Source organism: Nocardia sp. BMG111209 (assembly GCF_000381925.1).
Taxonomy (GTDB): domain Bacteria; phylum Actinomycetota; class Actinomycetes; order Mycobacteriales; family Mycobacteriaceae; genus Nocardia.
The window spans coordinates 1086640-1113154 of sequence record NZ_KB907308.1; the positions used below are offsets into that span (position 1 = coordinate 1086640).

32 protein-coding genes are annotated in these 26515 nt (G+C 66.0%); 11 read left to right on the plus strand and 21 right to left on the minus strand.

Translation table 11 applies throughout. The features are described 5' to 3' along the window. Window positions 1-8 precede the first annotated feature (8 nt). The 6 genes from ftsX to G361_RS0128690 form a co-directional block, all read right to left on the minus strand. Window positions 9-914 carry a permease-like cell division protein FtsX gene (gene ftsX / locus G361_RS0128665; RefSeq protein ID WP_019930572.1) on the minus strand — a complete coding sequence of 302 codons (906 nt, stop codon included), beginning with the start codon at window positions 912-914 and terminating at the stop codon, window positions 9-11. Next, entirely contained in the window at window positions 914-1603 is a 690-nt protein-coding gene (gene ftsE / locus G361_RS0128670) for a cell division ATP-binding protein FtsE (protein ID WP_019930573.1), read from the minus strand. The genes ftsX and ftsE overlap by 1 nt, the downstream gene beginning before the upstream one ends. Window positions 1604-1676: 73 nt before the next feature. Beyond that, entirely contained in the window at window positions 1677-1862 is a 186-nt protein-coding gene (locus G361_RS0128675; RefSeq protein ID WP_019930574.1) for a hypothetical protein, read from the minus strand. Beyond that, window positions 1855-2712, minus strand: coding sequence for a mechanosensitive ion channel family protein (locus G361_RS0128680; RefSeq protein ID WP_019930575.1), 858 nt, complete (start codon window positions 2710-2712; stop codon window positions 1855-1857). The genes G361_RS0128675 and G361_RS0128680 overlap by 8 nt, the downstream gene beginning before the upstream one ends. Window positions 2713-2821: 109 nt before the next feature. Beyond that, complete coding sequence (prfB, locus tag G361_RS0128685; RefSeq protein WP_026343619.1) at window positions 2822-3934, minus strand: peptide chain release factor 2; 1113 nt, start codon at window positions 3932-3934, stop codon at window positions 2822-2824. A 75-nt stretch (window positions 3935-4009) separates the two neighbouring features. After that, a complete protein-coding gene (locus G361_RS0128690) occupies window positions 4010-4885 on the minus strand; it encodes a helix-turn-helix domain-containing protein (protein WP_019930577.1) in 876 nt (291 codons plus the stop codon). 190 nt (window positions 4886-5075) lie between these two features. Between G361_RS0128690 and G361_RS0128695 the strand changes: the two genes are divergently transcribed. The 5 genes from G361_RS0128695 to G361_RS0128715 all read left to right on the plus strand — a co-directional run bounded on the left by G361_RS0128695 (window position 5076) and on the right by G361_RS0128715 (window position 10227). Next, entirely contained in the window at window positions 5076-5672 is a 597-nt protein-coding gene (locus G361_RS0128695) for an NADPH-dependent FMN reductase (RefSeq protein ID WP_019930578.1), read from the plus strand. Window positions 5673-5777: 105 nt separating this feature from the next. Further along, window positions 5778-6590: an SDR family oxidoreductase gene (locus G361_RS0128700; RefSeq protein ID WP_019930579.1), complete on the plus strand. Its 813-nt coding sequence runs from the start codon at window positions 5778-5780 to the stop codon at window positions 6588-6590. 9 nt (window positions 6591-6599) lie between these two features. Further along, on the plus strand, window positions 6600-7382 hold the full coding sequence (gene hisN / locus G361_RS0128705; protein ID WP_019930580.1) for a histidinol-phosphatase: 783 nt from the start codon (window positions 6600-6602) through the stop codon (window positions 7380-7382). A gap of 184 nt (window positions 7383-7566) precedes the next feature. Next, the gene (locus tag G361_RS0128710) at window positions 7567-8952 is read left to right on the plus strand and encodes an acyl-CoA dehydrogenase family protein (RefSeq protein ID WP_155981824.1); all 1386 of its coding nucleotides are present in this window, start codon (window positions 7567-7569) and stop codon (window positions 8950-8952) included. 42 nt (window positions 8953-8994) lie between these two features. Then, complete coding sequence (locus tag G361_RS0128715; RefSeq protein WP_019930582.1) at window positions 8995-10227, plus strand: acyl-CoA dehydrogenase family protein; 1233 nt, start codon at window positions 8995-8997, stop codon at window positions 10225-10227. A gap of 92 nt (window positions 10228-10319) precedes the next feature. On the opposite strand, the gene G361_RS0128720 is transcribed toward G361_RS0128715, so the two are convergent. The 10 genes from G361_RS0128720 to G361_RS0128760 form a co-directional block, all read right to left on the minus strand. Further along, on the minus strand, window positions 10320-11573 hold the full coding sequence (locus G361_RS0128720; protein ID WP_019930583.1) for a tyrosine-type recombinase/integrase: 1254 nt from the start codon (window positions 11571-11573) through the stop codon (window positions 10320-10322). Next, window positions 11573-11758: a helix-turn-helix domain-containing protein gene (locus tag G361_RS51925; RefSeq protein WP_019930584.1), complete on the minus strand. Its 186-nt coding sequence runs from the start codon at window positions 11756-11758 to the stop codon at window positions 11573-11575. The genes G361_RS0128720 and G361_RS51925 overlap by 1 nt, the downstream gene beginning before the upstream one ends. 11 nt (window positions 11759-11769) lie before the next feature. Next, window positions 11770-13461: a replication initiator gene (locus tag G361_RS0128730; protein ID WP_019930585.1), complete on the minus strand. Its 1692-nt coding sequence runs from the start codon at window positions 13459-13461 to the stop codon at window positions 11770-11772. Between the two features lie 95 nt (window positions 13462-13556). Further along, window positions 13557-14207, minus strand: a complete 651-nt coding sequence (locus G361_RS0128735; RefSeq protein WP_019930586.1) for a hypothetical protein — start codon at window positions 14205-14207, stop codon at window positions 13557-13559. Beyond that, a complete protein-coding gene (locus tag G361_RS48665; protein WP_081635685.1) occupies window positions 14204-14392 on the minus strand; it encodes a hypothetical protein in 189 nt (62 codons plus the stop codon). Before G361_RS48665 ends, G361_RS0128735 begins: the two co-directional genes overlap by 4 nt. Before the next feature lie 5 nt (window positions 14393-14397). Further along, window positions 14398-14523, minus strand: coding sequence for a hypothetical protein (locus G361_RS51525; RefSeq protein WP_019930587.1), 126 nt, complete (start codon window positions 14521-14523; stop codon window positions 14398-14400). Continuing rightward, entirely contained in the window at window positions 14520-15797 is a 1278-nt protein-coding gene (locus tag G361_RS45245; RefSeq protein ID WP_019930588.1) for an FtsK/SpoIIIE domain-containing protein, read from the minus strand. Before G361_RS45245 ends, G361_RS51525 begins: the two co-directional genes overlap by 4 nt. A 414-nt stretch (window positions 15798-16211) precedes the next feature. Further along, a complete protein-coding gene (locus tag G361_RS47340) occupies window positions 16212-16799 on the minus strand; it encodes a DUF2637 domain-containing protein (RefSeq protein ID WP_231387115.1) in 588 nt (195 codons plus the stop codon). A 5-nt stretch (window positions 16800-16804) separates the two neighbouring features. Then, window positions 16805-17080, minus strand: coding sequence for a hypothetical protein (locus tag G361_RS0128755; protein WP_019930590.1), 276 nt, complete (start codon window positions 17078-17080; stop codon window positions 16805-16807). After that, on the minus strand, window positions 17077-17523 hold the full coding sequence (locus tag G361_RS0128760) for a hypothetical protein (RefSeq protein ID WP_019930591.1): 447 nt from the start codon (window positions 17521-17523) through the stop codon (window positions 17077-17079). The genes G361_RS0128755 and G361_RS0128760 overlap by 4 nt, the downstream gene beginning before the upstream one ends. A 133-nt stretch (window positions 17524-17656) precedes the next feature. On the opposite strand from G361_RS0128760, the gene G361_RS0128765 reads away from it, so the two are divergent. Continuing rightward, window positions 17657-18010 (plus strand): winged helix-turn-helix domain-containing protein, encoded by a 354-nt coding sequence (locus G361_RS0128765; RefSeq protein WP_026343620.1) that lies wholly within the window; start codon window positions 17657-17659, stop codon window positions 18008-18010. A 181-nt stretch (window positions 18011-18191) separates the two neighbouring features. On the opposite strand, the gene G361_RS0128770 is transcribed toward G361_RS0128765, so the two are convergent. From G361_RS0128770 to G361_RS0128785, 4 genes are all read right to left on the minus strand, one after another. After that, window positions 18192-18506, minus strand: coding sequence for a hypothetical protein (locus G361_RS0128770; RefSeq protein WP_019930593.1), 315 nt, complete (start codon window positions 18504-18506; stop codon window positions 18192-18194). 6 nt (window positions 18507-18512) lie between these two features. Then, complete coding sequence (locus G361_RS0128775) at window positions 18513-19109, minus strand: hypothetical protein (protein ID WP_155981825.1); 597 nt, start codon at window positions 19107-19109, stop codon at window positions 18513-18515. 566 nt (window positions 19110-19675) lie between these two features. Beyond that, window positions 19676-20332: a histidine phosphatase family protein gene (locus tag G361_RS0128780; protein ID WP_036495577.1), complete on the minus strand. Its 657-nt coding sequence runs from the start codon at window positions 20330-20332 to the stop codon at window positions 19676-19678. Between the two features lie 350 nt (window positions 20333-20682). After that, entirely contained in the window at window positions 20683-20874 is a 192-nt protein-coding gene (locus tag G361_RS0128785; RefSeq protein ID WP_019930596.1) for a hypothetical protein, read from the minus strand. Between the two features lie 149 nt (window positions 20875-21023). Between G361_RS0128785 and G361_RS47345 the strand changes: the two genes are divergently transcribed. The 3 genes from G361_RS47345 to G361_RS45260 all read left to right on the plus strand — a co-directional run bounded on the left by G361_RS47345 (window position 21024) and on the right by G361_RS45260 (window position 23339). Next, complete coding sequence (locus G361_RS47345) at window positions 21024-21380, plus strand: GntR family transcriptional regulator (RefSeq protein WP_231387116.1); 357 nt, start codon at window positions 21024-21026, stop codon at window positions 21378-21380. 298 nt (window positions 21381-21678) lie between these two features. Continuing rightward, on the plus strand, window positions 21679-22512 hold the full coding sequence (locus G361_RS0128795; protein WP_026343622.1) for a sigma factor-like helix-turn-helix DNA-binding protein: 834 nt from the start codon (window positions 21679-21681) through the stop codon (window positions 22510-22512). Next, window positions 22509-23339, plus strand: a complete 831-nt coding sequence (locus G361_RS45260) for a protein phosphatase 2C domain-containing protein (RefSeq protein ID WP_019930599.1) — start codon at window positions 22509-22511, stop codon at window positions 23337-23339. Before G361_RS0128795 ends, G361_RS45260 begins: the two co-directional genes overlap by 4 nt. An 89-nt stretch (window positions 23340-23428) precedes the next feature. Here the strand turns inward: G361_RS45260 and G361_RS0128805 are convergent, their stop codons facing one another. Further along, window positions 23429-24094: an HAD family hydrolase gene (locus G361_RS0128805; protein WP_019930600.1), complete on the minus strand. Its 666-nt coding sequence runs from the start codon at window positions 24092-24094 to the stop codon at window positions 23429-23431. A gap of 70 nt (window positions 24095-24164) precedes the next feature. Here G361_RS0128805 and G361_RS0128810 point away from each other — a divergent pair, with 70 nt between their 5' ends. After that, window positions 24165-24635 carry an NUDIX hydrolase gene (locus tag G361_RS0128810; protein WP_026343623.1) on the plus strand — a complete coding sequence of 157 codons (471 nt, stop codon included), beginning with the start codon at window positions 24165-24167 and terminating at the stop codon, window positions 24633-24635. Window positions 24636-25086: 451 nt separating this feature from the next. Beyond that, window positions 25087-26142: a hypothetical protein gene (locus G361_RS49775; RefSeq protein WP_155981826.1), complete on the plus strand. Its 1056-nt coding sequence runs from the start codon at window positions 25087-25089 to the stop codon at window positions 26140-26142. Window positions 26143-26515 lie beyond the last annotated feature (373 nt).

The window sequence follows — 26515 nt, forward strand, 5'->3', positions numbered from 1 at the left end:
CGGGAACATTAGTCGCGGACGTAGTAGCGCAGGGTGCCGTAGGCGGTGGCGGCGGCGAAGACGATGCCGCCGAACATGATCCAGCCGGAGACGACACCGATGTCCGAATCGGTGAGCCGGGGCACGATGCCGTTGTCGGACAGCGCGCCGAGAGCGGGGTTGATCACCAGCGGCCGGGCGATGAACAGGCCCACCACCGCCAGCAGCGATCCCATCAGCGCCGCGAAGACCGCCTCCAGCAGGAAGGGCAGCTGGGTGTACCAGCGGGAGGCGCCGACCATGCGCATGATGCCGACCTCCTCGCGGCGGGTGAACGCCGCGATCTGCACCATGTTCGCGATCAGCAGCAACGCCGCCACCGCCTGCAACGCGGCGAGGCCGAACGCCGCGTTGCCGACGCCGCGGAACAGCCCGACCAGCCGATCCACGAAGTCCTGATCGCTGTGCACGCTCAGCACGCCGGGCCGGGACGAATACTGCTGCATCAGCTTCGGATACTGGCCCGGGTCGGTCATCTTCACGCGGAACGACGCCGGGAACTTGGTGTCCTTGATCATCTGGACCATTTCCGGCTGGTCCTTGAAGGTGACCTCGGTCGCCTCCCGATGGGCGTCGGCGCTGCTGGTGAACTGCACGCTGACCACGCCGGCCTGCTGCTTCAGCTGCGACATCAGGACCCGGCACGGATCCTGGGTGCAATCGTTGTCGGCCGCCGACACGTCCGGGGTGAGGAACATCCGGATCTCGAGCCGGCCCAGGAACATGCTCTCGGTCTTCGAGGTCAGCTGCACGGCGAGCAGACCGCCGCCGACCATCGCCAGCGAGACCGCGGTGGTGAGGATCATCGCCACCGTCATGGTGACGTTGCGCCGCAGGCCGGTGACGACCTCGCGGATGAGGAAGCCTATGCGCATCAGCGACCCACCCCGTACACGCCGGTCGCCTCGTCCCGGATGATCCGGCCGCGATCGAGTTCGATCACCCGGCGCCGCATCATGTCGACGATGTGATTGTCGTGGGTGGCCATCAGCACCGTCGTTCCGGTGCGGTTGACACGTTCCAGCAGCGCCATGATGTCCTGACTGGTATCGGGGTCGAGGTTGCCGGTGGGCTCGTCGGCCAGCAGGACCAGCGGCCGGTTCACGAACGCGCGGGCGATCGCCACCCGCTGCTGTTCGCCGCCGGACAGCTCACTGGGCAGCCGGTCCGCCTTACCGGACAGGCCGACCAGGTCCAGCGCCTCCGGCACCGAACGATTGATGAATTTGCGCGACTTGCCGATCACTTCCAGCGCGAAGGCCACGTTCTGCTCGACCGTCTTCTGCTGCAAGAGGCGGAAATCCTGGAACACACAGCCGATGCGCTGCCGCAGCTTCGGCACCTTGCGGCCCGGGAGTTTGTCGACCCGGAAGTCGGCGACGAGTACCTCACCCGTCGTCGGCTTCACATCCTTGAGCAGAATCTGCATGAAGGTCGACTTACCCGACCCCGACGGCCCGATGATGAAAACGAATTCACCCTTGCCGATATCGACGGTGACATTGTCCAGCGCGGGACGTGTCGACGTCTGGTACGACTTGGTGACGTTCCGCAGCGTGATCACGGGAGCAGTCTAGCCAGCATCCACCGGGCAGCGCCGCCGCGACCTCCGCCGGATGTGATCTGTCACATTCGCGTCAGCGGGCCGGAGTCGACGTGACGCCCGATTTCTGGAAGGTGTTCGCGATCGGAAATCCGGTGTGATCCGGCGTAGCGGGCTTGACGAACAAGTACACGATGAAGGTGGCGATCCATACGCCACCCAGGATCGCCGTGGATTTACGGACGGCCGACGACGTACCGACGGTCGCGGGTTTACGCACTTTCACTCAGACCTTCCCGGCGCAGGGCCGCGGCCACCCGGGCGCGCAGCTCGCGTCCAACATCGAACTGCTTGCCCGGCAACGTCCGGGCAACCATCCGAATATTCATCTGGTCGACGGTGAGATCCTCGACGCCCATCACCGAGGGCTCGTCGAGGAGCAGCGATTTCAGCGCGCCGTCCTGATAGGCGCGCGCGCCGACCTCGTGCAGGATCTCGTTGATCCTGGTGATGTCGGCGGTGGCGGGCACGGGGACATCGATGGCCGCGCGCGCCCAGTCCTTGGACAGATTGGTGACCTTCACGATCTGCCCGTTGGGGACGGTGATCACCGAGCCGTCCGCGTTGCGCAGCGTGGTGATGCGCAGGTTCACATCCTCGACGGTTCCCTCGGCCGGCTCCGGCTGACCGGTGACCGCGATGCTCACCACGTCACCGAAACCGTACTGCCGCTCGGTGATCAGGAAGAATCCGGCCAGCAGGTCCTGCACGATGCGCTGAGCGCCGAAACCGATCGCGGCGCCGATCACGGCGGCCGGCGCGACCAGTCCGCCGAGTTCGAAGCCGAGGCGTTTGAGCACCTCGATCGTCAGCAGGAAGTAGACGATCGTCAGCACCAACCAGCTGAGCACCTGGGCCAGCGCGTGCCGATGTTTCGCGGCCTCGGTGCGGACCAGTGAATCGCTGGACCGGAAGCCGCTGTCGATCTGACGGGTGATGCGGTCCCGGACGAAGGTGGTGAGCCGGCTGAACAGGATCGCGCCGATCACCAGCAGTACGATCTCCAGTCCGCTGGAACGAGCCCAGTCGAGGAGATCGGATCCGGTACCGGCGGCGAGGTATTCGGTCATCGCCACATCCTTCCCGGCCGGAAAACGCGGGCATCGCGCCGCCCCCGGCCGCCGAAACTCACGCCGCACAGGCTACTACGGCCGGGCGGAGGCATTCCAACCATGGGGATCAGGCGATCTGGCGCATCCGCCAGCGGATGCCCTCTTCTATGAAGCCGTCGATATCCCCGTCGAGCACCGAGGTGGGGTTGTTGACCTCGTAGTTCGTGCGCAGATCCTTCACCATCTGATACGGGTGCAGGACGTAGGAGCGCATCTGGTTGCCCCACGAGGCGCCCTCGTTGGTCTTGAGGGCGTCCATCTGCGCACGCTCCTCCTGCCGCTTGCGCTCGAGCAGTTTGGCCTGCAGCACCCGCATCGCGGAGATCTTGTTCTGCAGCTGCGACTTCTCGTTCTGGCAGGTGACCACGATGCCGGTGGGGATGTGGGTGATGCGCACCGCGGAGTCGGTGGTGTTGACACTCTGCCCGCCGGGGCCCGAGGAGCGATAGACGTCGACGCGGATCTCCGTCTCCGGCACGTCGATGTGGTCGGTGGTCTCGACCACCGGCAGCACCTCGACCTCGGCGAAGGAGGTCTGGCGGCGGCCCTGGTTGTCGAACGGGCTGATCCGGACCAGCCGGTGCGTGCCCATCTCGACCGAGAGGGTGCCGTAGGCGTAGGGCGTCTTCACCGCGAAGGTGGCGCTCTTGATACCCGCCTCCTCCGCGTAGGAGGTGTCGTAGATCTCCACGGCGTATTTGTGCCGCTCGGCCCAGCGGACGTACATGCGCATGAGCATCTGCGCCCAGTCGGCCGCGTCCACGCCGCCCGCGCCGGAGCGGATGTTGACCAGCGCCTCGCGCTTGTCGTACTCGCCGGACAGCAGCGTGCGGACCTCCATGGCCTCGACGTCGGCGTGCAGCCCGGTCCGCTCGGCGTCGGCATCGGCGAGGGCCGAGACGCGGGCCTCGCCCTCCTCGCCCTCGGCCAGTTCGTACAGCACCGGCAGATCGTCGAGGCGCTGCCGCAGATCGGTGACGCGGCGCAGTTCGTTCTGGGCGTGGGACAGCTCGCTGGTGACCTGCTGCGCGTGTTCCTGGTCGTTCCACAGTTCGGGATCGGCCGCCTGGTGCTCCAGCTCGTCGATCCGGCGCCGCAACTCGTCGACGTCGAGGACCGCCTCGACGGTCTTCAAGGTGGTGTCGAGTTCGGCGAGGTCAGCGGACACGTCAGGATGCACGATCGTCCAATCTACCGGCCGCCCGGCGCCGGGTCTCATACGACCGGGTCGGGCGCGGTGCCCGGTCGCGGATGTTCAGCCCGAGACCGCGCGCAGGGCGCCGGGCCGGCGGCCGTGCAGGGCGTCGAGGGCCGCGGCGGTGGCCTCGTCCGCGGGCAGCTGGATCAGGATGTGCTGATCGTCGTCGGCGCACAGTTCCAGCCGCTCGTAGGTCAGCCGCAGCGGACCGGCCTCCGGATGTGCCATCCGGACCGTGCCGTTGGCGTCGGGGAGTCCGGGCACGGTCTCCAGCCGCCGGGTGAACTCCGCGCCGGCGGTCACGGTGAGCTCGTCGACCAGCGCGGCGACCTCCGGATCCAGCCGGTACGGGCCCTGTTTGAGGCCCGCCACGGCCTTGTCCGCCTTGTGCTCCCAATCGGGATAGGCCGCGCGGGCCCGCGGATCGGTGAACAGATACCGCGGGAAACAGGCCGGGAGCCCGCCGTCGAGCTGACCGGTCGGCCCGACCAGCCGGCGATAGCCGTCGGTGCAGGCCAGCACCTCGCCGAGGCGGTTCAGCACCGCGGCGGGCGCGGGTTCGAGCTGGTCCAGCACCGCGCGGACCGCCGGGCGGACCATCCGGTTCGCTTCCAGGCTGCCGCGGCAGGTGAAACCGGGCGTGACCGCCTTCACCAGCCGGTTCAGATGGACCCGCTCCCGCGGGGCGAGCCGCAGCACATCGGCCAGCGCCGAGAGCACCGCGGCCGAGGGATGCCGGTCGCGGCCCTGTTCGAGCCGGGTGAGGTATTCCACGCTGACCCCGGCCAGCATGGCCAGTTCGGCGCGGCGCAGGCCGGGGGTGCGGCGACGCGGACCGGACGGCAGGCCCACCTCCGCCGGGGACAGCGATTCGCGGCGGCTGCGCAGGAAAAGGCCCAGCTCGTTGTCGTCGCGCACACCGGAAGCCGCCATCAATCCACCGTAACCGCGCCGGTGCGGCGGAGGGTGGCCGTGCCACTACCACTCTGGGCGCGGACTCCCTCCGGCCGCGGCGGGCCCGCAGAGTCGAGAGGCGGCTCGGTCGAGCCGCGACATGTGGCCCACCGGGCCGCGACATGTGGCCCACCGGGCCGCGACATGTGACCGGACTCCGAGGAGAAGTATGTCCAGCACCGAACTGCGGCTCGCCGTCATCATCGCCAGCGTTCGCGACGGCCGGTTCGGCCCGAACGTGGCCCGCTGGTTCGCCGCCGAGGCCGAGCGGCACGGCGGATTCACCGTCGAGGTGGTCGACCTGGCCGAGATCACCCTGCCGCACGCCCTGCCCGCGGTCTCCCCGCTGATGGACCCGAATCCGGCGCGCCCCGGCACGCTGCCGCAGCTCACCCGCGCCCTGGACGAGGCGGACGCGGTGGTGATCGTGACCCCGGAGATCAACCACAGTTATCCGTCCTCGCTGAAGACGGCCATCGACTGGCATTTCGCCCAATGGTCGCGCAAGGCAATCGGATTCGTCGGCTACAGCGGTCACAGCGGCGGCCTGATCGCGATCGAGCATCTGCGCGCGGTGTTCAGCGAACTGGATGCCCACACCGTCCGCAACTACGTCTCGTTCCCCCGCTATTTCCAGCTGTTCGACATGACCACCCGCGAGCTGATCGACCCGTCGGGCCCGAACGAGGCCGCCGCGACGATGCTCGACCAGCTGCACTGGTGGGCGAGCGCGCTGGCCGCGGCGCGGCGGGTCCCGATCGCCTAGGGCGGCCGCCCACTGGATGGGACCGGCCGGCCCGTCCCGCCACGGTTTCCGCCTAGGCTCGGCCGCACGTTCCGGACAGTCCCCGGCGCGACGAGAGGCGGAGATATGGGTGGCATCGCGATCACGGGCAGCGCGTCGGGGATGGGTGCCGCGCTGGCCGCCCGTCTGACCGGGACCGGGCACCGGGTGATCGGGGTGGATCTGCGCGATGCGGAGGTGGTCGCGGATCTCGGCACCCCCGACGGCCGCGCGCACGCGATCGCCGAGGTCACCCGGCTGGCCGAGGGCAGTCTCGACGGCTTCCTGCCGTTCGCGGGCCTGGCGGCGGCCACCGGACGGCCCGGCGGACTGCTGGTGTCGGTCAACTACTTCGGCGCGATCACGCTGCTGGAGGGGCTGCGGCCGCTGCTGCGCGCCGGATCGGATCCGTCGGTCGTGCTGATCTCGTCGAATTCCACCACCACCCAGCCCGGCTGGCCGGTGGAGCTGGCCGAGGCCTGTCTCGCCGGCGAGGAGGAGAAGGCCCGCGCGATCGCCGAATCCTTCGGTGACCTGGGCGCCATCCAGGCCTATCCGGCGACCAAGGCGGCGCTGGCCTGGTACGCCCGCACCCGATCGGCGGAGTACATCAAAGAAGGCATCCGGCTCAACGCGATCGCGCCCGGTCTCATCGACACCCCGATGACCCAGGCAGGCCGCGACGACGCGCTGACCGGTGAGGGGTTGAAGGGCTTCCTCGGCGCCACGCCGGTCGGCCGCGCGGGCCGCCCGGAGGAGATCGCCGATCTGGTCGCCTATCTGCTGTCCGACCGGGCCGGATTCTTCGTCGGCTCGGTGATCTTCTGCGACGGCGGTATCGATGCGGCGTTCCGCGGCAAGGATTGGCCGGCCGTCTGGGACATCCCGCTGCATCCGTAATCTGGCCGGGTGACCGCACTTGCCGCCGATCTCGAGCTCGCCCTGCACCTGGCCGACGAGGCCGACACGATCACCCGCGCGCGGTTCGGCGCGCTGGATCTCACCGTCGACAGCAAACCCGATCTGACCCCGGTCTCGGACGCGGATCTCGCGGTGGAGCAGGCGGTACGGGCGACCCTGAAGCGGCTGCGTCCCGAGGACGCGGTGCTCGGCGAGGAGTTCGGTGGCGATGCGGCGTTCGCCGGCCGGCAGTGGGTGGTCGATCCGATCGACGGCACCAAGAACTTCGTGCGCGGCGTGCCGGTCTGGGCATCGCTGATCGCGCTGCTGGTGGACGGGGTGCCGGTGGTGGGGGCGGTGAGTGCGCCGGCGTTGACGCGGCGCTGGTGGGCGGCCGCGGGTGCGGGGGCGTGGACCCGGTTCGGCGACGAGCCGCCGCGGTCGATCCGGGTATCGGCGGTCGGCGACCTGGCCGCGGCCAGTCTGGCCATCTCCAGCCTGTCCGGCTGGCGGGATCTGGGCCTACGCGATCAGCTGATCGGTCTCACCGACGAGGTGTGGCGCACCCGCGGATACGGCGATTTCCTCTCCTATTGCCTGCTGGCCGAGGGGGCGGTCGACATCGCCACCGAGCCGGAGGTGTCGCTGTGGGATCTGGCGCCGCTGGACATTCTGGTCCGCGAGGCCGGTGGCGCGTTCACCGCGCTCGACGGTTCGGCCGGGCCGCACGGCGGTAGCGCCGTCGCCACCAACGGCCGGTTGCACGATCGGGTGCTCGCCCGCCTGCGCTGACCCCCGCGCTCCCCCGTACCGCGCCGCCGACCTGGCGAGCGTGGCGCTGACGGCTGCCCTCGGGCGCAATTCGCGAACTGTATGCTGCGGCTCGACGGCTTTCTTACTCTGGAGTAAGATAGCCTTACCCGACAGTAAGATGCGAACCCCCGTTCCTCCCATACACCTGAGAAGACTGGTGACCATGAGCACTCGAGACTCCGCAACGAAGGGCCGAGCGGATTCGGCCGTCGGCCTCAACCCGGTCAAGCGCGACTGGATGGGCGCGGCCATGCGGGTCATGACAACCATCACCGGATCCGAGCTGGCCGAGAAGTACAACCTGCGCAAGCCGCTCGAACGGCTCACCTACGAGGGCACCAGGACCGGCTTCCGCACCCTCGGCGCCGCCACTCGGGCGTTCGGCCGGGTGACCGGCGGCGGCAAGCCGAAGCGCTTGCCCGACAACGAATCCCGCACCAAGGACTACTTCGACCTGACCCCGACCGACGAGCAGCAGATGATCGTCGAGACGGTTCGCGACTTCGCCGGCGAGATCCTGCGCCCGGCCGCCTTCGACGCCGACAGCGCCGCCAAGGCGCCGCGCGATCTGCTCGAGCGCGCGGCCGAACTGGGTATCACCGTGATCAATGTGCCCGAGGAACTCGAGGGCGCGGCCACCGAGCGCGGCGCGGTGACCAACTCGCTGGTCGCCGAGGCGCTCGCGCACGGCGACATGGGCCTGGCACTGCCGATCCTGGCGCCGTCGGGCGTCGCGGTGGCCTTGTCGCAGTGGGGTACCGATGCTCAGCAGCAGACCTATCTCGGCGCCTTCACCGGCGAGAACGTGCCGCAGGCCTCGGTCGTCCTGGCCGAGCCGCAGGCCCTGTTCGACCCGTTCACGCTGCGCACCAAGGCCACCCGCTCCCCCAGCGGATTCCGCCTCAACGGGGTCAAGAGCCTGGTCCCGGCCGCCGGAGACGCGGAACTGTTCGTCGTCGGCGCCGAACTGGACGGCCGACCGGCACTGTTCGTGGTCGAATCCGACACCCCGGGCATCGTCATCGAGGCCGATCCGGGCATGGGCCTGCGGGCCGCCGGACTGGGCCGGCTGATCCTGGACAACGTGGCCGTACCGGCCGAGGCGATCCTCGGCGACGGTGACGCCGCCGCGCACGCCGAGGACTACGCCGACGCGGTGCGGCTGGCCCGGCTGGGCTGGGCCTCGCTGGCCGTCGGCACCGGACAGGCCGTGCTCGACTACGTGATCCCCTATGTGAAGGAGCGCGAGGCGTTCGGCGAGCCGATCTCGCACCGCCAAGCCGTGGCCTTCATGGTCGCCAACATCGCGATCGAACTGGACAGCATCCGGCTGGTCACGCTGCGCGGCGCCTCGCGTGCCGAACAGGGCCTCTCGTTCGCCCGCGAGGCGGCGCTGGCGAAGAAGCTGGCCACCGACAAGGGCATGCAGATCGGCCTGGACGGCGTGCAGTTGCTCGGCGGACACGGTTTCACCAAGGAGCACCCGGTCGAGCGCTGGTATCGCGATCTGCGCGGTATCGGCGTCGCCGAGGGCATCGTGCTGGTGTAGGCCGCCCGCCACCGATTCAGACTTTTCGATGGAGACAATCCGATGATCAATCTCGAACTTCCCAAGAAGCTGCGGGCCAGCGCCAACCAGGCCCATCAGGTCGGAGCGCAGATCTTCCGCCCGATCTCGCGCAAATACGACCTCGCCGAGCACGAGTACCCGGTGGAACTGGACACCATGTCCGCCATGATCGAGGGCCTGTCCGACTCCGGCACCCAGAACATCTCGGGCGCGGCCGGCGGCCGCAAGGTGAAAGGCGAAGGCGTCGGGAGTGATTCGTCCGAGCCGCGCGGTAATGCCAACGGCGGCAACATGTCCGCGCTGCTGAACGCGCTGGAGACCTGCTGGGGCGATGTCGGCCTGATGCTCTCGATCCCCTATCAGGGCCTGGGCAACGCCGCGATCGCCGCGGTCGCCACCGACGATCAGTTGCAGCGGTTCGGCAAGGTGTGGGCCGCGATGGCGATCACCGAACCGTCCTTCGGCTCCGACTCCGCGGCGGTGACCACCACCGCGGTGCTCGACGGCGACGAGTGGGTGCTCAACGGCACCAAGATCTTCGTGACCGCCGGCTCGCGCGCCACCCACATCGTGGTGTGGGCGACGGTCGACAAGACCAAGGGCCGCGCGGCCATCAAGTCGTTCGTGGTGCCGCGGGATGCCAAGGGCCTCACCGTCTCCCGGCTCGAGCACAAGCTCGGCATCAAGGCCTCCGACACCGCCGAACTGCGCCTGGAGGACTGCCGGATCCCGGCCGACAACATCCTCGGCAGCCCGGAAGTGAATGTGGAGAAGGGTTTCGCCGGGGTCATGCAGACCTTCGACAACACCCGTCCGCTGGTCGCCGCGATGGCCATCGGGGTCGGCCGGGCGGCGCTGGAGGAACTGCGCGCCATCCTCGAGGAGGCCGGCGTCGAGATCTCCTACGACGTACCGCCCAACAACCAGCACGCCGCGGCCGCGGAATTCCTTCGACTGGAAGCGGATTGGGAGGCCGCGTACCTGCTGTCGCTGCGCGCGGCGTGGATGGCGGACAACAAGAAGCCGAACTCGCTCGAGGCCTCGATGTCGAAGGCCAAGGCCGGCCGGATGGGCACCGACGTCACCCTGAAGGCGGTCGAACTCGGCGGCAGCCTCGGCTACTCGCAGCGCACCCTGCTGGAGAAGTGGGGCCGCGATTCGAAGATCCTCGACATCTTCGAGGGCACCCAGCAGATCCAGCAACTCATCGTCGCTCGGCGGGTACTTGGGTTGACCAGCACGGAGCTGAAATAGCTTGTCGCACAACAGGAAACCGGTGCGGATCACCTCGTGACCCGCACCGGTCCTATTGTTGCCGAACGATCCGTTCGCCTCGAATCTCGCCATCAGGCCGCCGCCAGGCCGTCAGGCGGCACAGCCCAGTCCTTCCAGACCGCGTCCAGCGCAAGACGCGCGCGCTCATGGCTGTCGTCCAGCAGATGCGCGTAGAACTTCAACGTGAACCCCGGATCGGCGTGGCCGAGGTACTCGGCGAGTTCCTTGATCGACACCCCGCGGCCGAGCAGCGTCGAGGCGAACAGGTGACGGAGCGCATGCATCCCGTCTGCGCGATTGACATACGTCAAGCCGGCCGCGGCAAACGCCGGTTTCCATGCGATCTTCGAGAACAGATCTCCGCTGAACGCTCGCCCGGCCGGATGGACGATCAACAACGGCACCGTCACCAACTCTCCGTCAGCACTCCCCCACGGCAGCGTCACAGGCACCGCCGGGAAATCCTCCTGGTATCGGTCTATCTCGTCCAGCAGCGACGACGCCATTGGCGCGTATCGCGTTTTGCCCCGCTTCGGTAGAGCGAACATCAGCTCACCGTCGACCAGCTTCACCTGTCGCTGTACATGGGCGACCTGGCCGTCACGGTCGATATCCAATTCCGGTGAGAAGCCGAGTATTTCGCCCTGCCGGCACCCCAGCCCGGCACCCAGCGGAACCGCGATCTCGTAGCGTTTCTGCATGCCCCCACGAACGGCCCGGAGCCGGTCGTGCTTCCAGATCGAGACCTTCGGACTTCTGCGGACGGGACGACGGACCGATTTGGCGTGACAAGGGTTCTCGCGGATCAGCTTGTCGTCCACTGCCGAATCGAGAACTCCCGCGACGATGTCGAACAAGACTGACTTGTAGTTGTCGGAGTACTTCCGGGCGTCGAGGTCATCCACCCAATCCCGGAGTTCGGCCGGACCGACACCGCCGAGCCACATGTCTCCGAACACCGGATAAATGCGGTTTTCCAGCCGCCGGCGAAGCACATATCGACTCGCCGGGTCCGGTGACTGTGCTTTCAGCCAGCTCTCGCCCTGTTGCCGAAACTTCGTCCGGCCCGCCCGCGGGTCGATATATTTGCCTTCACGCTTATCGGATTCGACCTCGATCAGGAAGTCGTCCGCGCGCTTCTTCTGCTTGTCCGGGAACGACTTCGATCGCTCACGGCCGTACGGGTCGATGTACCGGACCCGGTAGCGCAGACCCGAGCCGTACAGCTCAGTCCGCTCCAATTCCGGCCGGCCGCGTCCATTGAGCACCGGGTCCCCGGATTCATTGCGCTTCGGCCGGAACCACCGATCCTCAATGTGTCCCATTACGCCGCCACCTCAACGCCGACCCATGACCGCACCTTCGCCGGGTCGTACCGCAAATGCCGACCGACCTTCCGCACCGGAGGCCCCTCGTTCAGCCAACTCCATTGGTACAGAGTCTTTTTCGGAATCTGGAGGAAGTACGCCGCCTCATCCACCGTCCACAACCGGTTCTCCGGTAGCTCCATCTCTCCAACTCCTACGCCGCGACCGGCATGCTCGAAACCTGTTGCAAACCAGGCGAACCCATGAGGCCGAGTGCCTCGTTGTAGTCGTTCTGCCACATCGACCGCTGGGCGATTGCCGAGAAGATGAGTTGCTCTCGCGTCGGCACATCGGGGTCGGACGTGTCGGTCAGGCGGACGATCCAGCCCTCCGATTGCTCCTGCTTCGCTTTGCCGACCGCCGCCAGGACCCGGCGGACGAACTCGATCCGGTCCGCCTTGTGATCGGGCAGGGTCTTGTTGCTCCACCGCCGCGACACCAGCACCCGGCGCCCACGCAGGCCGAGAGTGTCGCGGCGGTGTGCCTTGCCCTTGCAGCGGCCCGGCTGGGTCTTGGCATTCGCGTTCCGCGGGGAGATGCCGTATCGCAGCCACACCCCGCACGAAGGGGAGCAGGGCGTGCGCTGCAATTCCGCGTGCAATCGCTCGTAGTGCCGGCGGGTCCGTTCGTTCGGTGCTTCGAGGACTTCCCCGATGGACTTCGTGAGGTACTTGGTCAGATAGCCGATCAGGCGGTTCGCGTCCTTGGTACCGCCGAGCACACCTTTGGCCTTGTTCGGCCGCACCGGACCACGTTCGCCGTCCGCATCGAGGTCAGCGCCGTCGATGTCGACGGCTTTCGTCTGGACACCCCAGCGGACCACGTGCGCCGGTTCCACCTCGTCCACGGCGTCCATTACGGCTTTGGCGTGGTCGAAGGTGGTCAGTGCGTGGCCGGTGTCCGGATCCACGAACCCGTCCGCCCGGTAGTCCCAGACCGGCATCCGGTCGTCGCTGTAGACCTCGTGGTCGAAGTGCGGCCACCACAACTGGTGATACGTCCCCGCCAGCAGCTCCGCGATCACCGCATGCGGGTCCGTGCCGCGGGCAGCGATATGCGCGTGCGGGGCGCCACGGCGCTGCGGTTCCACCGTCGCGAAGTACTGCACATCCCGGCCGGTAACCCGCCGCCAGTTCTGGACGGTCCGGTCGAACAGCATCGGGAAGAAAATCGCGTCCCGCGCCGCTCGCCGGTAGTCGTAGGTGTCGGGGTCGACCGGCGAACCGTCCCCGCACACCTCACCTTGCTTGTTGACCGCACCGTCGGCGTGGCAACGGCCGTAGGAACCGAGGGTCGCGGTAAGGAACGTCGACGGCTGATACTTGCCCGCATACCTCCGGCCCACCGTCTGTTTCGAGACCTTTTTCCGAGGCAGGTTGGGGAAGTCCTGCCGGCGGCGCGTCGACTTCACCGACCTGGGCTTCGATTCCGCGTCGATGCCGGGGATACGGCCCCGCAATCCCGACTCGCGGAGTTCCCGGTCGAGATCCGCGATGACCTCGCGGAAACCCTGAGCGGTCTGCTCATCGTCGGCGGCACGGGCAGCTTTGTATTCGGCGAGCAGGTCCGCCCGCGCGGTCAGCAGTTCGGTCTGGTGCTCGGTCGGCGGCCGTATCGCGTCGTCGGGTTCGGTGAGCATGTGCCAGCCCTCGTTGCACTGGGTCACCCGCAGCGCCTTGGCCTTCTGCGCGCAGGCCGGGCACTCGGATGCACGTGTCGTCTTGCACGCTGCCGCAATGTATTTGGACTCGCCGGACTCCGGCCGGAAGCCCCGCATCGGGATCGGCCGCTTGCACACCTTGTACTTCTCGGCGGCGGCCTGGGCGACTTCGACGATGTTCGGCATGGCGCGCCGCTCCGCCGCCGTCAACCGGTCACCAGAGGCGACGGCCGGGTTCACGGCGTCGTCTGAGACCGCGTGGTTCGTCGCTGGCGAGTCGGTCATTCTGCGGTTCCTTCCTGGTTGTCAGTGGGAAGGCCGACCGGTGGTATCCGGGTCGGAGTGGCGAGGGTGTCCCCGCGGCGCAACTCCAGCTGCACCAGTGCCGGACCGGTGATCGTGGCCCGGCATTCCGTGGCGCCGAAGGCGTGCGCGAGGTGCTCGACGCGGTTCTCGTAGTCAGCGGGGCATTGACCGGGCAGCATCCGCACCCGCAGCACATCTGCCGCCGTGCCGATGATGACCTGTTGCAGCACAGGAACTCTCGCGATCCCGGCATTCTCGATGGCCAATCCGCAGGCGTACAGATGGGTGTTCCACCGGTACCGGTAGCGCCACCACACCAGGAACCGGCTCCGCGCGCGGCCGGTCACCCATCGTTCGAACATCTCCGGCCGCTTCCAGCGCCAGAGCATCAATCCCGCAGCAGACACGCCGAACGCCACAGCAGCCGCCGGCCAACCCCACAGCACACCCGCTGCCGCCACGACGGCCAACGGCAGCGACAGCATCGGGAACAACACCGCCCAACAGATCAGGTTGCCGAGAATGGTCGCCAGGCCGAGGAACCCAGCACCGACGACTTCCAGAGCCTGCGGGCCGGTCCGGGTCGGCTCGACACGGACATGAAGATCAGAGTTGATGGTGGTCATTCGGTCACCCCCGAAATATTGAACAGGGACTGTTGATCTCGACCTGTGGCCTGCGGCAGGTCTCTCGCGTTGCGTCGCGCGGTCCGATTCTTCGAGCGACGTACCTGATCAGCCGCCGCCTGAACGATCGGATTGACCTGCGAGACAGTAGGTTTCAAGTATTTCCGATTGCCTTCTGTGGTCATGCCGGTCACGGTTCCGGCTCGTCGGGGCATTCCACACCGGCCAGGCCGCGGCGTTCGGTCCACTGCCGCAACCAGATCCGGTCATCGAGATCGGCATCGGCGACATGTTCGAGATAGTCGGTAATGGTCATGCTGCGGATCCGTTCTCGAAATCGGCGAGGTTGACCGGCCGCGGGACCGGCTTGTAGGCGGCGACGATGCGATCCACGTCGTCATCGGTGACCAGGAACGCCCGAGCACGCCGGAACCCGGCCGTACCGTCCTCCTGGACGAAACAGACACCCGGCGTCGAGTGCGGAATCCGGTCGCAGTGCGAGCCACGGTCACGGGCACCCTGGCCGTGGATCATGGCGACCTGGGTCGGTTCGTCCATCGCCAGCCCGATCCGGTACGGCAGCAACTGCCGTTGCGGCACGTTCTCCTTCGACGGGTCGATCACGGTCTCGATCACCGAGAACAGCGGCGCCCGGCCCTGCGACAGCAACAGGCCGTGCGCGCGCTGGAACCGCCGCTGCATCTCCGGTTCGGTGAACGCCGACAACGTCGCGGCCTCATCGATGATCGTGACCACCAGCGGGTTGTCCGGGGTCGGAACCGGTTTGCGGACCTTGTCCCCGCGGTACCGCTGGGCGGCCTCCTGCATGTCGGCGACCGTCTCTTCCAGCTGGCCGACCATCTCTTCCGGTGTGGTGCAGGAGAACCGGGTGCACAGCGGTTCGAGGAAGCCGAGTTCCATACCGCCTTTCGGGTCGATCACCCGCAACTCGACACGACCGGAGCGGATCGCCGGACCCATGCCGTTGACCAGCGACCACAACACCCCCGACTTCCCCGACCCGGTGCGGCCACCGAGCAGGACATGCCGACCCTGGATCGGGACACTCCACGTGTCGCCGTCTTCGAACACGCCCGCGGGGACCGCCTCCAGGTCCACACCATCGCCGACCACCCGCGGCGCCGAGGCCGGGGCAGCGAGCGTGTCGAACACACGCACCTGAAGCCGAACGAACCCCGGAAACGCTTGCGTGGCAGTGACTTCCGGGACGCCGATGTATTGGGCCAACGCGTCGAGGGTGTCCGGGTCGGTCCAGGTCTTCAAGTTCTGGCCACCACGGATCTGAATCTCCACATCCAAGCCGTGACCGGTGTAGACGGCATCGACGACGTGCGGGAACCCGTCGTCCACCGAGCCCAGGCCCAGCGATTTCCACATGACCCATTCCTGCGCCTGGTCGTAGAAGCACAACACCGCCGGACGCAGCGCGGCCGGGGCATCGGCGAGGATGTCGGCCACGGTCGGGGCAGCGGCGGTGGGTGTGCGGGACCAGCGCAGCATCCGGGCACCCAGCACCAATGCCGCACCACCGGAAATCAGCATCGGGGCCAGCTCTGCCGCGGGAATCATCGGGCACCGTCCCCGGTCGGGCGGGACAGTTCACAGAACAAGCGGCACCCCGACGAATCCGCCGGCGGCAACGGCGGTTCACCGCAGAACATCCAGCAGCCAGGACCGGTCACCGGGGACACCGGCGCCACGGACGAGGCGGGTACAGGCGGAGCGATCGGCGAGGACGACGTCCCCACAGCAGACGGGACCGGAGTCGACTGCGGATGCGGGACAGTAGGAGTGACATGGTGGGACACCAGCGCCAGGCCGACACCAGCAGCAATCACCACCACCCCGATACCGGTCGCGATATTCGGCAGGGCGCCGGGACCGGAGGAAAAACGCACAGGCTCAGACATCACCCCTCCTCGGGGTGCACAGAAATGGATCGAAACGAGTTGGGGAACTTCGCGATCGAGCAACCGCGACGAGTCACACGCCGGGAGGCCGAGCCGTCAGCGGCAACACGGGCCGTACCACCGGCACCGGGCGACGACGCACCGCAGCAGCAACGGGAACAGGCGCCGGAGCGGGTGCCGGGGCGACGAGTTCGGGTTCCGGGATCGGTTCCGGCGCAGTCTCAGTCATCGGATTCGGCACGGGGTCCGGTTGCGTATTTCGGGCGGTGGTGCGCAGCAGCAACGCCAAACCATGAGTGTCGACCAGCAGGCCGACCGGTGCGATAGCCGCGACCACCGCGCACGCCCACGCCGGGAGTTCGTGGCCGTTGGCGATCGCATGGAGGCTGTTACCGGCCACCGACACCACCGCGCCGACCACCAACACCCCCGTGAACCAACGACGTTCCTGCGACTTCGACAGCACGAGCACCGCCGCCGTGGCCTGGACGATCGTGCCGTCGATGATCAACGGCAACAGCCACGCATCCGACGCCGGGACGTGCGCAAGTTTCGCGAGATCCCGCAGAGTCGAGAACGACAGACGGAATGCGGCGGCGCCGACACCGATGATCACCAGGACCGCGAATATCCGCGCCCACCGCATCGCCCTCTGATTCACGACGATCACGCCACCTTCGGCGACTGCTCGGACACGTCTGCGGACATCTCCGCGGCCAGGTGCTCCACCGAGTCGTGCAGCATCAAAATCCGGGACAGCGACTCCGCCAGAACACGCGCATCCTCGATCTTCAGGCCCATCGAGGCATCACCACCGGCAAACTTCACCAGCACATATGCAGCGATCTGCGCCCCGTAATCGGTGCCGTGCGCAGGCGTGTACTGCGCCTCCACACCGTCGTACTCATGCACATGCAGCGACATCCACGACACGACGATCACGCAGCCTTCCCGGCCGCCGGCCGCTTCGCACCCGAGGTGTCGCCCTTGATCCCGGTCGCCCGGTACTGGAAACCCAGGTACTTGAACTCGCCCTGCCCCATCACCTTCGGCTCGGCGGTCAACCCCTCCAACTCGATCATCCGCATCCCGGTCCCCGGCACGATCTCCGGAGTCGCCGGAACCGGCTGCACCTGCGCGACGAACACGATCTCGAACGACGCCCGCTTCGCCTTGTCCTGATGCGGATCGGTCACCGTCATCTTCCACAACGGCAACCCCGTCCCCTCCCCCGTCTTCGGATCGATGTCGAACATCTGCTCCGCCATCGCACCCGGCGTCGGGTTGTACTTCGTCATCGCCGAGATCTCCCCCACCCCCACCAGGCCCTGCGGGAACGCCTCACCGAACGCGATCGGGAACTGATAGCCCTTCTTGATCGCCATGTCTTCTACCTCCATCGACTCGAGCGCCGGACCACCCGACAGGACTAGACTACGATAGTTTACTAGTCTTGTCTAGGTGATACATAGAAGACTGCTAGCAACTATGTAACCTAGTCCGTGGTACGGTCTGGTCATGGCAGACCGGCCACCCAGCGTCGACCCGAGGCCCGTGTATCTGCGGATCGCCGACTCGCTTCGCCACGCTTACGAACCGGGGAAGCAGCTGCCGTCGGTGCCGGCATTGGCCGCGACCTGGGGAGTGGCCAGGGAGACGATCCGTTCCGCCGTCGAAGTGCTGCGCTCGGAAGGTCTCGTCGTGTCCTGGCGAGGCAAAGGAACCTTCTACCAAGCCCGTTCCGAAGACGATTCCGCCGACGATCCGATAGCGCGGCAACTGGCCGCCATACTCACGCGCCTCAGCAGCATCGAGAATCGGCTTGCCACAGTCGAACAACGCGTCGAGCGCTGCACACTCGACACCGCATGAACCAGGACCCGACGTAACCACTGTCGTGGCACCCCCTGTAGGTACCAGGGGTCGAAGTCGGTTACCGGAGCCGCATCGGCAAGGCGCAGACGGCATGAACCCCGATGCCCCGAGGACGGCTCGGTGATGGCATCGGGGTTCCGCTGTTCTCGTACCGCCGGGGAGGCCGGGGCGAGACGTTCTAGAAGGGAGCGGCGATCACGGCCGTATCGGTGGTGGTGAGTCCGTGCTCGCACGCATCGTTCACGCAGACGCGGACACCACTACGTTCGAGGATCGCCAGAATGCTCGTGTTCTGCTGCTGCGCCAGCTCCGTGACGGTGGCCTGTAGAGCCATGGCGGCCATGTGGACTACGGCGGCAGGTTCTTCCCGCAGGAGTGCCCAGCCGTCCTCGTAGGGGTGTTCGGCCAGTTGCAGCAGCAGTGCGGCGGCGCGGCGGTGGAGGTAGGACATGTGATTGTCGTGCAGGACAGCGACAGTGGTGGAGGTGGTCATCGGCGCCTACCGGTCGATTGCCGGCGGGGCGGCTGCGGCGAAGCAGGTGTAGCTGTGGTGTTTGATCTGGCCGTGCCCGCAGCCGTCGCACCAATGAAGTTCCAGCGACAACCAGGTGGTGAACCACTGCGGGATTCCGGCGCGAACATTCTCCGGAAGTTCGTACCAGGCCATCCCCCAGGCGCGCCGGCAGATCTGGCAGTCGTACCCGTTGTCGGTCTCGATGGCGTCCAGGACGCTGCGGTGCTGCCCGTCGACGCTGACGATCTCGAACGTCCGCGAGGCGATGACTTTCTCATCGACATCGGTGTGCAGGGGTCTGAGAGTAGCGGCAGTGGGACGAGCGACGATCGTGGCGTGCCCGGTCTCGCAGAGGTGGATTTCGACGGTGGTCCACCACGGGAAGACCGGTTCGGTGAGCGTGTAGACGGTGACGGTGTGGAAGTCCTCCTCGCGGTCGCCGGCGCATTCGGGGGTGCTACACGGCCGGTAGGTGTCGGCGGCAGCACCGTACAGCGGCATCGGTGAGCTCTCGCCCGCGACGGTGAAGCCGAAGAACATCCGGACCGCTGCGGGTTCGGTAGTGGGGGTGGGGCTGGTCATACGCGGGCGAGTCCTTCCAGGGTCGCGAGCAGTTCCGCGGTGCCCAACGTGAGCATCGGGGCGGTAGGTTCGTGCGGTCCGGGTACAGGGATGCCTCGCCGGGCGGCGCGCTCGTGCAGGCTCGAGGTCTGGGGTACGACTTTGCCTGCGAGAGTGAGGATTTGGAGGGCGGCGCGTTTGACGACGCACGTGTACGTGGTGCACGCGCGGTGTTCACGCCAGAGCCGGTGTGCCTGATCAACATCGGTGTGCGCGCAGATCACGAGCGCGGCAGTAGGTAGAGCGGTCAACAGATTTCCCCTGAAGCGATGAATCGTGCGTGGATCACCCTGGCGGTACCCGGCTGGGTGAAGGGCGGCACCATAGGGCCGGGTACCACCAAGGCTTCGATCCCCTGCCGTACAGGAAACGGATTGCACGGCAAGGGCTTCCGGTGAGAGAGCGGTTTCCGGGGCGGACCGGGTCTGCGTCCGGTTCGCGTGGCCGGGTCCGGAAAACCACGCCCTCCTCCGGGTTCCCGGTCCGCACTGGTGTGCAGTGAGGGAGCGGACCGGGAAGTGTGAAAGTCAGTCGAGATGTCTTGTGTCGTTGTGGCGCAAGAGGTTCCATCGCTTGTAGCCGTCGCGAGGATCGGTGTGCCGGAGCGGTGCATACTGCCAGATGGTGACACCGGTGTAGTCCACGCTGAACGTGATGTCCGCGCGCGCCCAGGGCAAGAGGGAGAGGAAGTTCATCGACGCGGCGATGGCAGTCTCCCGGTGGGCGACCACGGCGACGGTTTCACCGGGGTACCGCCGCACGAGGTCGGCCAGGTCATGGCCGGTCCGGCGCTGATAGGTCGTCCACGGTTCAGCACCCGGCGCTATGGGCTTGTCCGGGCGCAAGGCAGGCGCATCACCGAATCCGGCGATGATCTCCGGCCACGGCCGGCCTTCGCCCTTGCCGTAGTTCGGCGCCGACAGCGAAGGAAATACCGGCTGGTCGAGGGCGGCAGCGACGATTTCGCCGGTCTGCCTCGCGCGGGTGGCGGTACTGCTGTACACGGCAGCGATCCGGTAATCCTGTTGATTGGCAAACCATTTCACGAGCCTGTCGGCTTGTTCGCGGCCTCGGTCGGTCAGCCCACGGCAAGCACGAGCGCCGGCGGCAATGTCGTCGACGTTGGCGTGCGCTTCGCCGTGGCGTACGAGTATCAAGCGAGTGGGGGCCTGGTCGTCGGTCACTATCCGTTCTCCTCGAGTGTGAAAGGGTGGTAGCCCCCGCCCCGAGCACTGTCGAACATCGGGGGCTACCCTTCCTCCCGGTCCAGCGGCCCTGAATCCTTACGCCGACCGGGAAGACTTCGAAGTGCAGGCTTCGGCACGGCACCGCGGGCAACGCTCCGGGGTTTCCTCCGGGTGTGCGTGCCCCAGCGCGCGGAGGTTCAGCCAGCAATACCGCCACAACTCGCACGTGTCATAGGTGCAGCGAGCGTGCAGCGAGTCGTTCATGACCGCATGCTGCTCGGCGACGGTCATCACGTTGCCCACTGGAGCGCGGTGAAACTTGCTGTCGTTCATAGTGTTTCCCGCCGTCAATAGCCGAAGTGCGGGACTGTGGCGGGCACGAGCTTCCCGGCGGACACCAGATACCGGTGCGCCTGCGCCTTGGCGGCGCACACCTCGATCGAGCACTCGAGATGCGATTGCATCACCTGATGAGCCGAACCATCGGTCATCTGATCGTCGGGTATCGCCGCGTGACTGGACGGTGGAAGGCCGAACATAACGTCTCCGGGAGAGTGAGGCGGTGCCGAATCCGAATATTCATCGACTAGGTTACCTAGATAACATGGATTAGGCCGTTGAATGGGCGGTAACTGGCTGACTACTGGGTTACTGAGATTGTCTAGAACATATGAGTAAACTAGATTTCATGACAGACCGACTGATGGACCCCGACGACCCGCGGCCCGTCTACCTGCGCATCGCCGACGAGTTGCGCCACGCGTACGAGCCGGGCGCACAGCTGCCATCCGTGCCGAAAGTGGCCGAACAATGGGGAGTCGCCAGGGAAACCGTGCGCTCCGCCATAGACGTGCTCCGCAACGAGGGTCTGATCGTCTCCTGGCAGGGCCGCGGCACCTTCTATCGTGCCCGCCCCGCAGATGACACCAGCGAATCCGGCATCCCGACCAACCCCGTCGTGCTCCAGCAGCTCGACGCAATCATGAACCGGCTCGATACTTTCGAGGCCCGCCTCACCGCGATCGAGTCCGCTCGACATCGCTGACTCGGCCCTCGAGCGCATCCAATCGAGCACACAAGATGTCCAGCCGATCCATGACACTCGCGTCATCCCGCTCGCGCCCAGCAGCAGGCCCGGACGACTCCCCAGTCCCCCGCTCCACCCGGTCCTCCCCCGCCGGAGCCGTCCCAGACCGTGCATCCTTCAACGCCATCAAGTTCTCCTCCGTTTTGTTTACCCCCCATAAACTCGCTGGATGAATCGCTGGCCATCTGGTTTAGGGGGGATAAATCGAAGGTACGCCTTGCATCCAGTCCAGTCAAGGGCCTCTAAACTCAGTTGCGTGTCGACTGCTGATGACTTCGACGAGGTCCGGAACGACCCGGACCCGATCCGTCGTGGCCGACGTGCCGCTGAGCTGATGACCGTGTATCAGCAGCGCGCGACCGAGCTTGCCAGGCTACGGAAGGCGGCGATCGAGGAAGCCCATCATCGCGGCCTCAGCTACACCGAGATCGCCGATCAGCTTGGGATCACAAAAGGGCGGATCAGCCAGATCCGGGCGACTGCACCGCAGCCCGAGCGCGCCTTCTTCGGGGTCGGGCCTGTCAATGTCGGCATCCCGAGGCGATTCGGGCTGGAAGAGGGCCGAAAACGACCTTTCTTCGACGCGAACGACCAGGCAACCCAACAGGCCGTGGAATCAACACTGTCGCGACTCTCATTGGCCTACAACAGCTTTGCCATCGACCCCGACCGATCCGTCCCGCCGGCAGGCGACTGCGTCATCATCTGCGGACCGAAGTCGGCGCCGATCGCGCAGCAGCTTCTCGAACATGATCCGATTCTCGGATTCGAGCGGGACGAGGAAGCTTGGTGGATCACGGACGCCCGGACCGGGCAGCGGCACCGCTCACCGTACCGGCGCGACAGCAGCGACCGCACTGACATCGGGTATTTTGCTCGTCACCGTGACACGGATCGCATCCTCGTTCATATCGCCGGCATCACCTCCATAGGCTCGCTCGGTGTCGCGCACTGGCTCGATGGACACCTCACTGCCGTGTTCGATCCAGCCGCCGAACTGATCAACGGAGTGGTCGAATGCGATTTCGATGCAGACTTCTCCGTGACAGACAGCCGTCTCATCGTCGGCCCCTACATCGAGGCACTATGAACGTCGTCACCGCTCAGCTCCAGGAAAGCTCCGCCGAGGACCGGATCTCCATTACCACGAGTGGCGTAGTCATTCTGGACGGTGCTACCGCCCACGACCCCATGATGCCCACCTCGGGCAGGTACGTCGATCTGCTCTGTGATCAACTCCGCCAACGCCTAAACTCTCCCGACGGACTCCAAGCCATCCTCTCCAGTGCCATCGAGTCGACCGCCGATGCGCTCCAGATCCGCCCAGGAACAGCACCATCGAGCACTGTGGCAATCGTCCGGCTCCGTCACGATGCCATCGAGACTCTCTTGCTCGGCGACTCGCCCATCGTCATCGGATGGACCGATGGGAGTCAGAGCATCCTCACCGACAATCGTCTTGCAGCACTCGACCTACCCGAATCGCGTGAGTACCGGGCGAGGCTGGCGGCCGGCAGCGGATACGACCGGCGCCACCACGACCTACTCACGGCGCTCCAATCGAGGCAGCGACAGTGGCGAAACCGTGAGGACGGTTACTGGATTGCCGAAGCAGACCCGACCGCCGCGGAACACGCCATCGTCAGGCGCGACCCGGCAAGCTCCGTGAGCTGGGTAGTCATGGCGACCGATGGGGCGGCGAATATGCTTGCACCGCTGGGCTTTTCGTGGGAGCAGCTAGCGCGGCTGGACACGTCAGCGCTGAACGACTTTCTCTCCGACTGCCACGAATGGGAAGCGCACCACGATCCGGATGGGCAACTCCAGCCGCGCTCCAAGCGGCACGACGACAAGACCGTAGCGATCATCCGCCCATCACCGGCACGCAGTCGTCAGACGCCGCAGCGGTTCGCGTGATCATTCGCCCGGACTACATCCGAGTACGCTGCTGACCAGGCACCCATCCGAACGGACTTGCCTCCTGCCGGACTTCGACACCCGATGCACTACGGTCGGTTAGCCGAATTGTTTTCCGCTGCAACAATTTTTGGAAGCTCCCCGAGATCGTTGATCTTCCAATCGGACAGGTCCGTAACCTCTTGCCTGTCCCGGAGTATCCATCCCCACGGCCCACGCTGGAGATACGCAGTCCGCATTCCGGCTTTCTTCGCCGGAGCAACATCGTTGTCGATCCGGTCACCGACATAGACGATCTGGTCAGCAGGCGCCGGCGCGGCCTCCACGACCCTCGCGAAGAACTCCGCGGACGGCTTCTCCACACCCCAATCGTCAGAGGTCGCGATGAAGTCAGTAGGCAGGTCCAGGCTGCGCAGGATCCGGCCGGATCGCACTGTCTGGTTGCCGACGATGCCGACCCAAATGCCTTGTCGCTGTAGCTCTGACAGCGCAGGGCGTACGTCGGGGTACAGGTCATCCTCACCGTAGGACTCCGGGTGGCCGGCATCTGCCCGAGCCCGCCTCGCCTCGGCCAGGTCGAACCCCGGCCTGAATACCTGGAAGGTATCGAGGTAGCTTCCTCCGGTCGCAATGATGGCACCGAAGACCGCCGCGAACGTATGACGCGGCACACCGAGCCAGTCCGCCCACGTCCCGTACTCACGCGTCTCATCAACCAGCGTCTCGCCGACGTCGAACACAACGGCCGAAATCATGCGGCCACGGTACCTGGCACACTCGGCATCACGCCCGGTGGCTACGCCACCATTTGAAAGGGGTTGTTACATGGCGCGAGTCGACTACTACGAAGACCCGGACGCCCCAGCGGCCAACAGCCTTACAGTGGCCGTCAGCGCGTTCGTCCTCGACTACAACGGCCGGCTGCTGATGATCCGCCGCACCGACAACGACCTGTACTCCATGCCCGGCGGCGGCATGGAGATCGGCGAGACGGTCAGCGAAGCGGTCACGCGGGAAGTCCACGAAGAAACCGGAATCTCAGTGCAGCCCACAGCGATTCTGGGCATCTTCGCCAACCCGAAGCACGTAATCGCCTACGACGATGGCGAAGTGCGCCAGGAATTCTCGATCTGCTTCACCGCTCACCCCATCGCAGGACAGCCACGAACCAGCTCCGAATCCAAAGAGGTGCTGTGGGTCGAGCCCGCCGACCTGCCGGCGCTCAACATCCACCCGTCGATCATGACCCGCATACGGTCCGGCCTCGAGAAAAGGCCTGAGCCCTACTTCACCTGATGGCGAAGCCGCCCTTCGTTCCGGCAGACCGCTGAAGCGCCGTCACCGTAGCGGCCAGCAGCAGTGCGACTGGTAAACAGACTGTCCACGAGGGATGTCCACGAGAGCGACTGCCGAATTTCGCTGTATAGGTTCAAGAGGCGGCGCTTCGCGCCGCCCAGCGGCGCCGCCACGCGGCGCCGCGCAGCCGCCCGGCCTCCGCTCGCTCCGGCCAGCGGGCCCGTCGGGCGCGTCGGCGCCGCTTTGGCGACCGGGGTATCACCGCTGGCTCGCCCTGATGCCTGATTCTTGCAACGACCAAGCAGTGTGGGCGCTTCCAGAGCCGTACCCGGCTGGCTCTTCCGCGGCCTCGAATGCGACCACCGGCACCAGTTCTCGGCCTGGCCGTGGTCCGGCCGTAGGAAGGTGCGGACGCCGAGACCGGTCGTTCGTTGCAGTACTTTGACTCTTCGTGAACAAGATCCAGCTTGAGATCCGCGTCAACGAGATCGTTAATGATGTCATCGCGGGCGGCAAGATCGAGGATGACTGGACAGAGGCCAAGGGGGCTTGGCCTGAACCCAAGAACGCCTGCCAAATAGCCGGAATGGCTAACGCGGCCAGGGGAAACTCAATCCTTTGGATTGTGGGCTTGAGCGAAAACCGACACCAAGTAATCGAACTCACCGGCGACGTCGATCCGAACACCTGGTGGATGCAGATGCGCGCAGAGTTCGCGCACGACGTCGCCCCGAATCTCACTGTACTGCGGGTCACCACTGACCACGGCCCAGTCTTCGCGCTCCAGTTCGAAACCGAACAGGCGCCCTACCTGGTGAAGGTTCCAAAGACCGGTTGGACGACATCCGCTCTTCCGTGGCGTGATGGCACGGGCCTTCGTACTGCGACTCGGGCCGAGTTGTTGTCGATCCTTGCCCCGTCTGCCGCGGTCCCAGGGCTCGACCTGATTCAGGCCAACGCAACGCTCTATGAGACCCGCGAAGCGGCTCCAAAACTCCCGATGGCCGTACTCACTGTCGATGGCAAGATCCTCATAGATACGGTTCCTGGTCAGCACATCCTTTTCCCGAAGCACCGACACAACATTGCGGTCGTGGCACCGACAGGCGAGCAGTTCGAGATGACCGACGGCCACATTACTTTCAGCACAACAGCTGATGACCGGCAACCGCTACCGGGTACGCTAGCTTTCACTAAACGTCGGTTGAAGGCGATTAGCCCTTACGGGGCATCGGAGCAACCAGCCGGCCTGGTAGTGCTGGCCCCTGATGTCGTGAGCTGGAAGGCCAGACTGGGGATATCGTCCGCTAGCGCTATCCCGCTCCGCGAGGCTAGTTGGGTTGATGTAACCCTGACTCTTCCGATCAGTTCAACACAGCAGGCAGCGGTTCTTCGATTCCGATTGACCAAAGACACTAAAACCGATGCGAAGCCCAAAGAAAACTTGGACCACCTTAATTCATGGGTCTTGCGCACGATGCCAAAAAACAGTTCATCAATCAGTTGAAGAACCGATCACCTGGAAGCGGACTGTACTGCGCGAAGGAATTACGCAACAAAATCTGAGGCGAGGACAGCCTGGCAGCTTGTCGACGAGGCTCGTGTGACTGCGTAATCCCCGCCTCCTCATGGCCCCGATTATCTGGCCTCGCTCTGCGCGTCAAGGGAAAGGCACCCTTGACACGACCTCCCTCCCGCTCGGGATGGGCAGTAGGAGGAGGCCGGGGAAAGGAAGTCACCTGGACGAGACCGCTCAGTGGCCGAGCATTTGTCACCTAGCCACCCTCAGAGTCCGCAGCTAGTCCGCAGAGCTGTACGACGGAGGCGATGCCGACCAATGAGCCAATCTAGATAATTCGCAGATCGGCACCGGTATCCCG

Coding starts and splice junctions, on each gene's coding strand:
- G361_RS0128690 (WP_019930577.1), bottom strand. CDS start 4,885: ATGGCGGCTTCCGGTGTGCGCGACGACAACGAGCTGGGCCTTTTCCTG.
- G361_RS0128730 (WP_019930585.1), bottom strand. CDS start 13,461: ATGCCGAACATCGTCGAAGTCGCCCAGGCCGCCGCCGAGAAGTACAAG.
- G361_RS0128810 (WP_026343623.1), top strand. CDS start 24,165: ATGGCGCGAGTCGACTACTACGAAGACCCGGACGCCCCAGCGGCCAAC.
- G361_RS0128770 (WP_019930593.1), bottom strand. CDS start 18,506: ATGACCACCTCCACCACTGTCGCTGTCCTGCACGACAATCACATGTCC.
- G361_RS0128760 (WP_019930591.1), bottom strand. CDS start 17,523: ATGGCGATCAAGAAGGGCTATCAGTTCCCGATCGCGTTCGGTGAGGCG.
- G361_RS0128785 (WP_019930596.1), bottom strand. CDS start 20,874: ATGTTCGGCCTTCCACCGTCCAGTCACGCGGCGATACCCGACGATCAG.
- G361_RS47345 (WP_231387116.1), top strand. CDS start 21,024: ATGACAGACCGACTGATGGACCCCGACGACCCGCGGCCCGTCTACCTG.
- G361_RS51525 (WP_019930587.1), bottom strand. CDS start 14,523: ATGACCATTACCGACTATCTCGAACATGTCGCCGATGCCGATCTCGAT.
- G361_RS45245 (WP_019930588.1), bottom strand. CDS start 15,797: ATGATTCCCGCGGCAGAGCTGGCCCCGATGCTGATTTCCGGTGGTGCG.
- G361_RS51925 (WP_019930584.1), bottom strand. CDS start 11,758: ATGGAGCTACCGGAGAACCGGTTGTGGACGGTGGATGAGGCGGCGTAC.
- G361_RS0128695 (WP_019930578.1), top strand. CDS start 5,076: ATGTCCAGCACCGAACTGCGGCTCGCCGTCATCATCGCCAGCGTTCGC.
- G361_RS48665 (WP_081635685.1), bottom strand. CDS start 14,392: ATGACCACAGAAGGCAATCGGAAATACTTGAAACCTACTGTCTCGCAG.
- G361_RS0128700 (WP_019930579.1), top strand. CDS start 5,778: ATGGGTGGCATCGCGATCACGGGCAGCGCGTCGGGGATGGGTGCCGCG.
- G361_RS0128805 (WP_019930600.1), bottom strand. CDS start 24,094: ATGATTTCGGCCGTTGTGTTCGACGTCGGCGAGACGCTGGTTGATGAG.
- G361_RS0128680 (WP_019930575.1), bottom strand. CDS start 2,712: ATGACCGAATACCTCGCCGCCGGTACCGGATCCGATCTCCTCGACTGG.
- G361_RS0128720 (WP_019930583.1), bottom strand. CDS start 11,573: ATGGGACACATTGAGGATCGGTGGTTCCGGCCGAAGCGCAATGAATCC.
- G361_RS0128715 (WP_019930582.1), top strand. CDS start 8,995: ATGATCAATCTCGAACTTCCCAAGAAGCTGCGGGCCAGCGCCAACCAG.
- G361_RS0128735 (WP_019930586.1), bottom strand. CDS start 14,207: ATGACCACCATCAACTCTGATCTTCATGTCCGTGTCGAGCCGACCCGG.
- G361_RS0128710 (WP_155981824.1), top strand. CDS start 7,567: ATGAGCACTCGAGACTCCGCAACGAAGGGCCGAGCGGATTCGGCCGTC.
- G361_RS0128775 (WP_155981825.1), bottom strand. CDS start 19,109: ATGACCAGCCCCACCCCCACTACCGAACCCGCAGCGGTCCGGATGTTC.
- G361_RS45260 (WP_019930599.1), top strand. CDS start 22,509: ATGAACGTCGTCACCGCTCAGCTCCAGGAAAGCTCCGCCGAGGACCGG.
- ftsX (WP_019930572.1), bottom strand. CDS start 914: ATGCGCATAGGCTTCCTCATCCGCGAGGTCGTCACCGGCCTGCGGCGC.
- G361_RS0128765 (WP_026343620.1), top strand. CDS start 17,657: ATGGCAGACCGGCCACCCAGCGTCGACCCGAGGCCCGTGTATCTGCGG.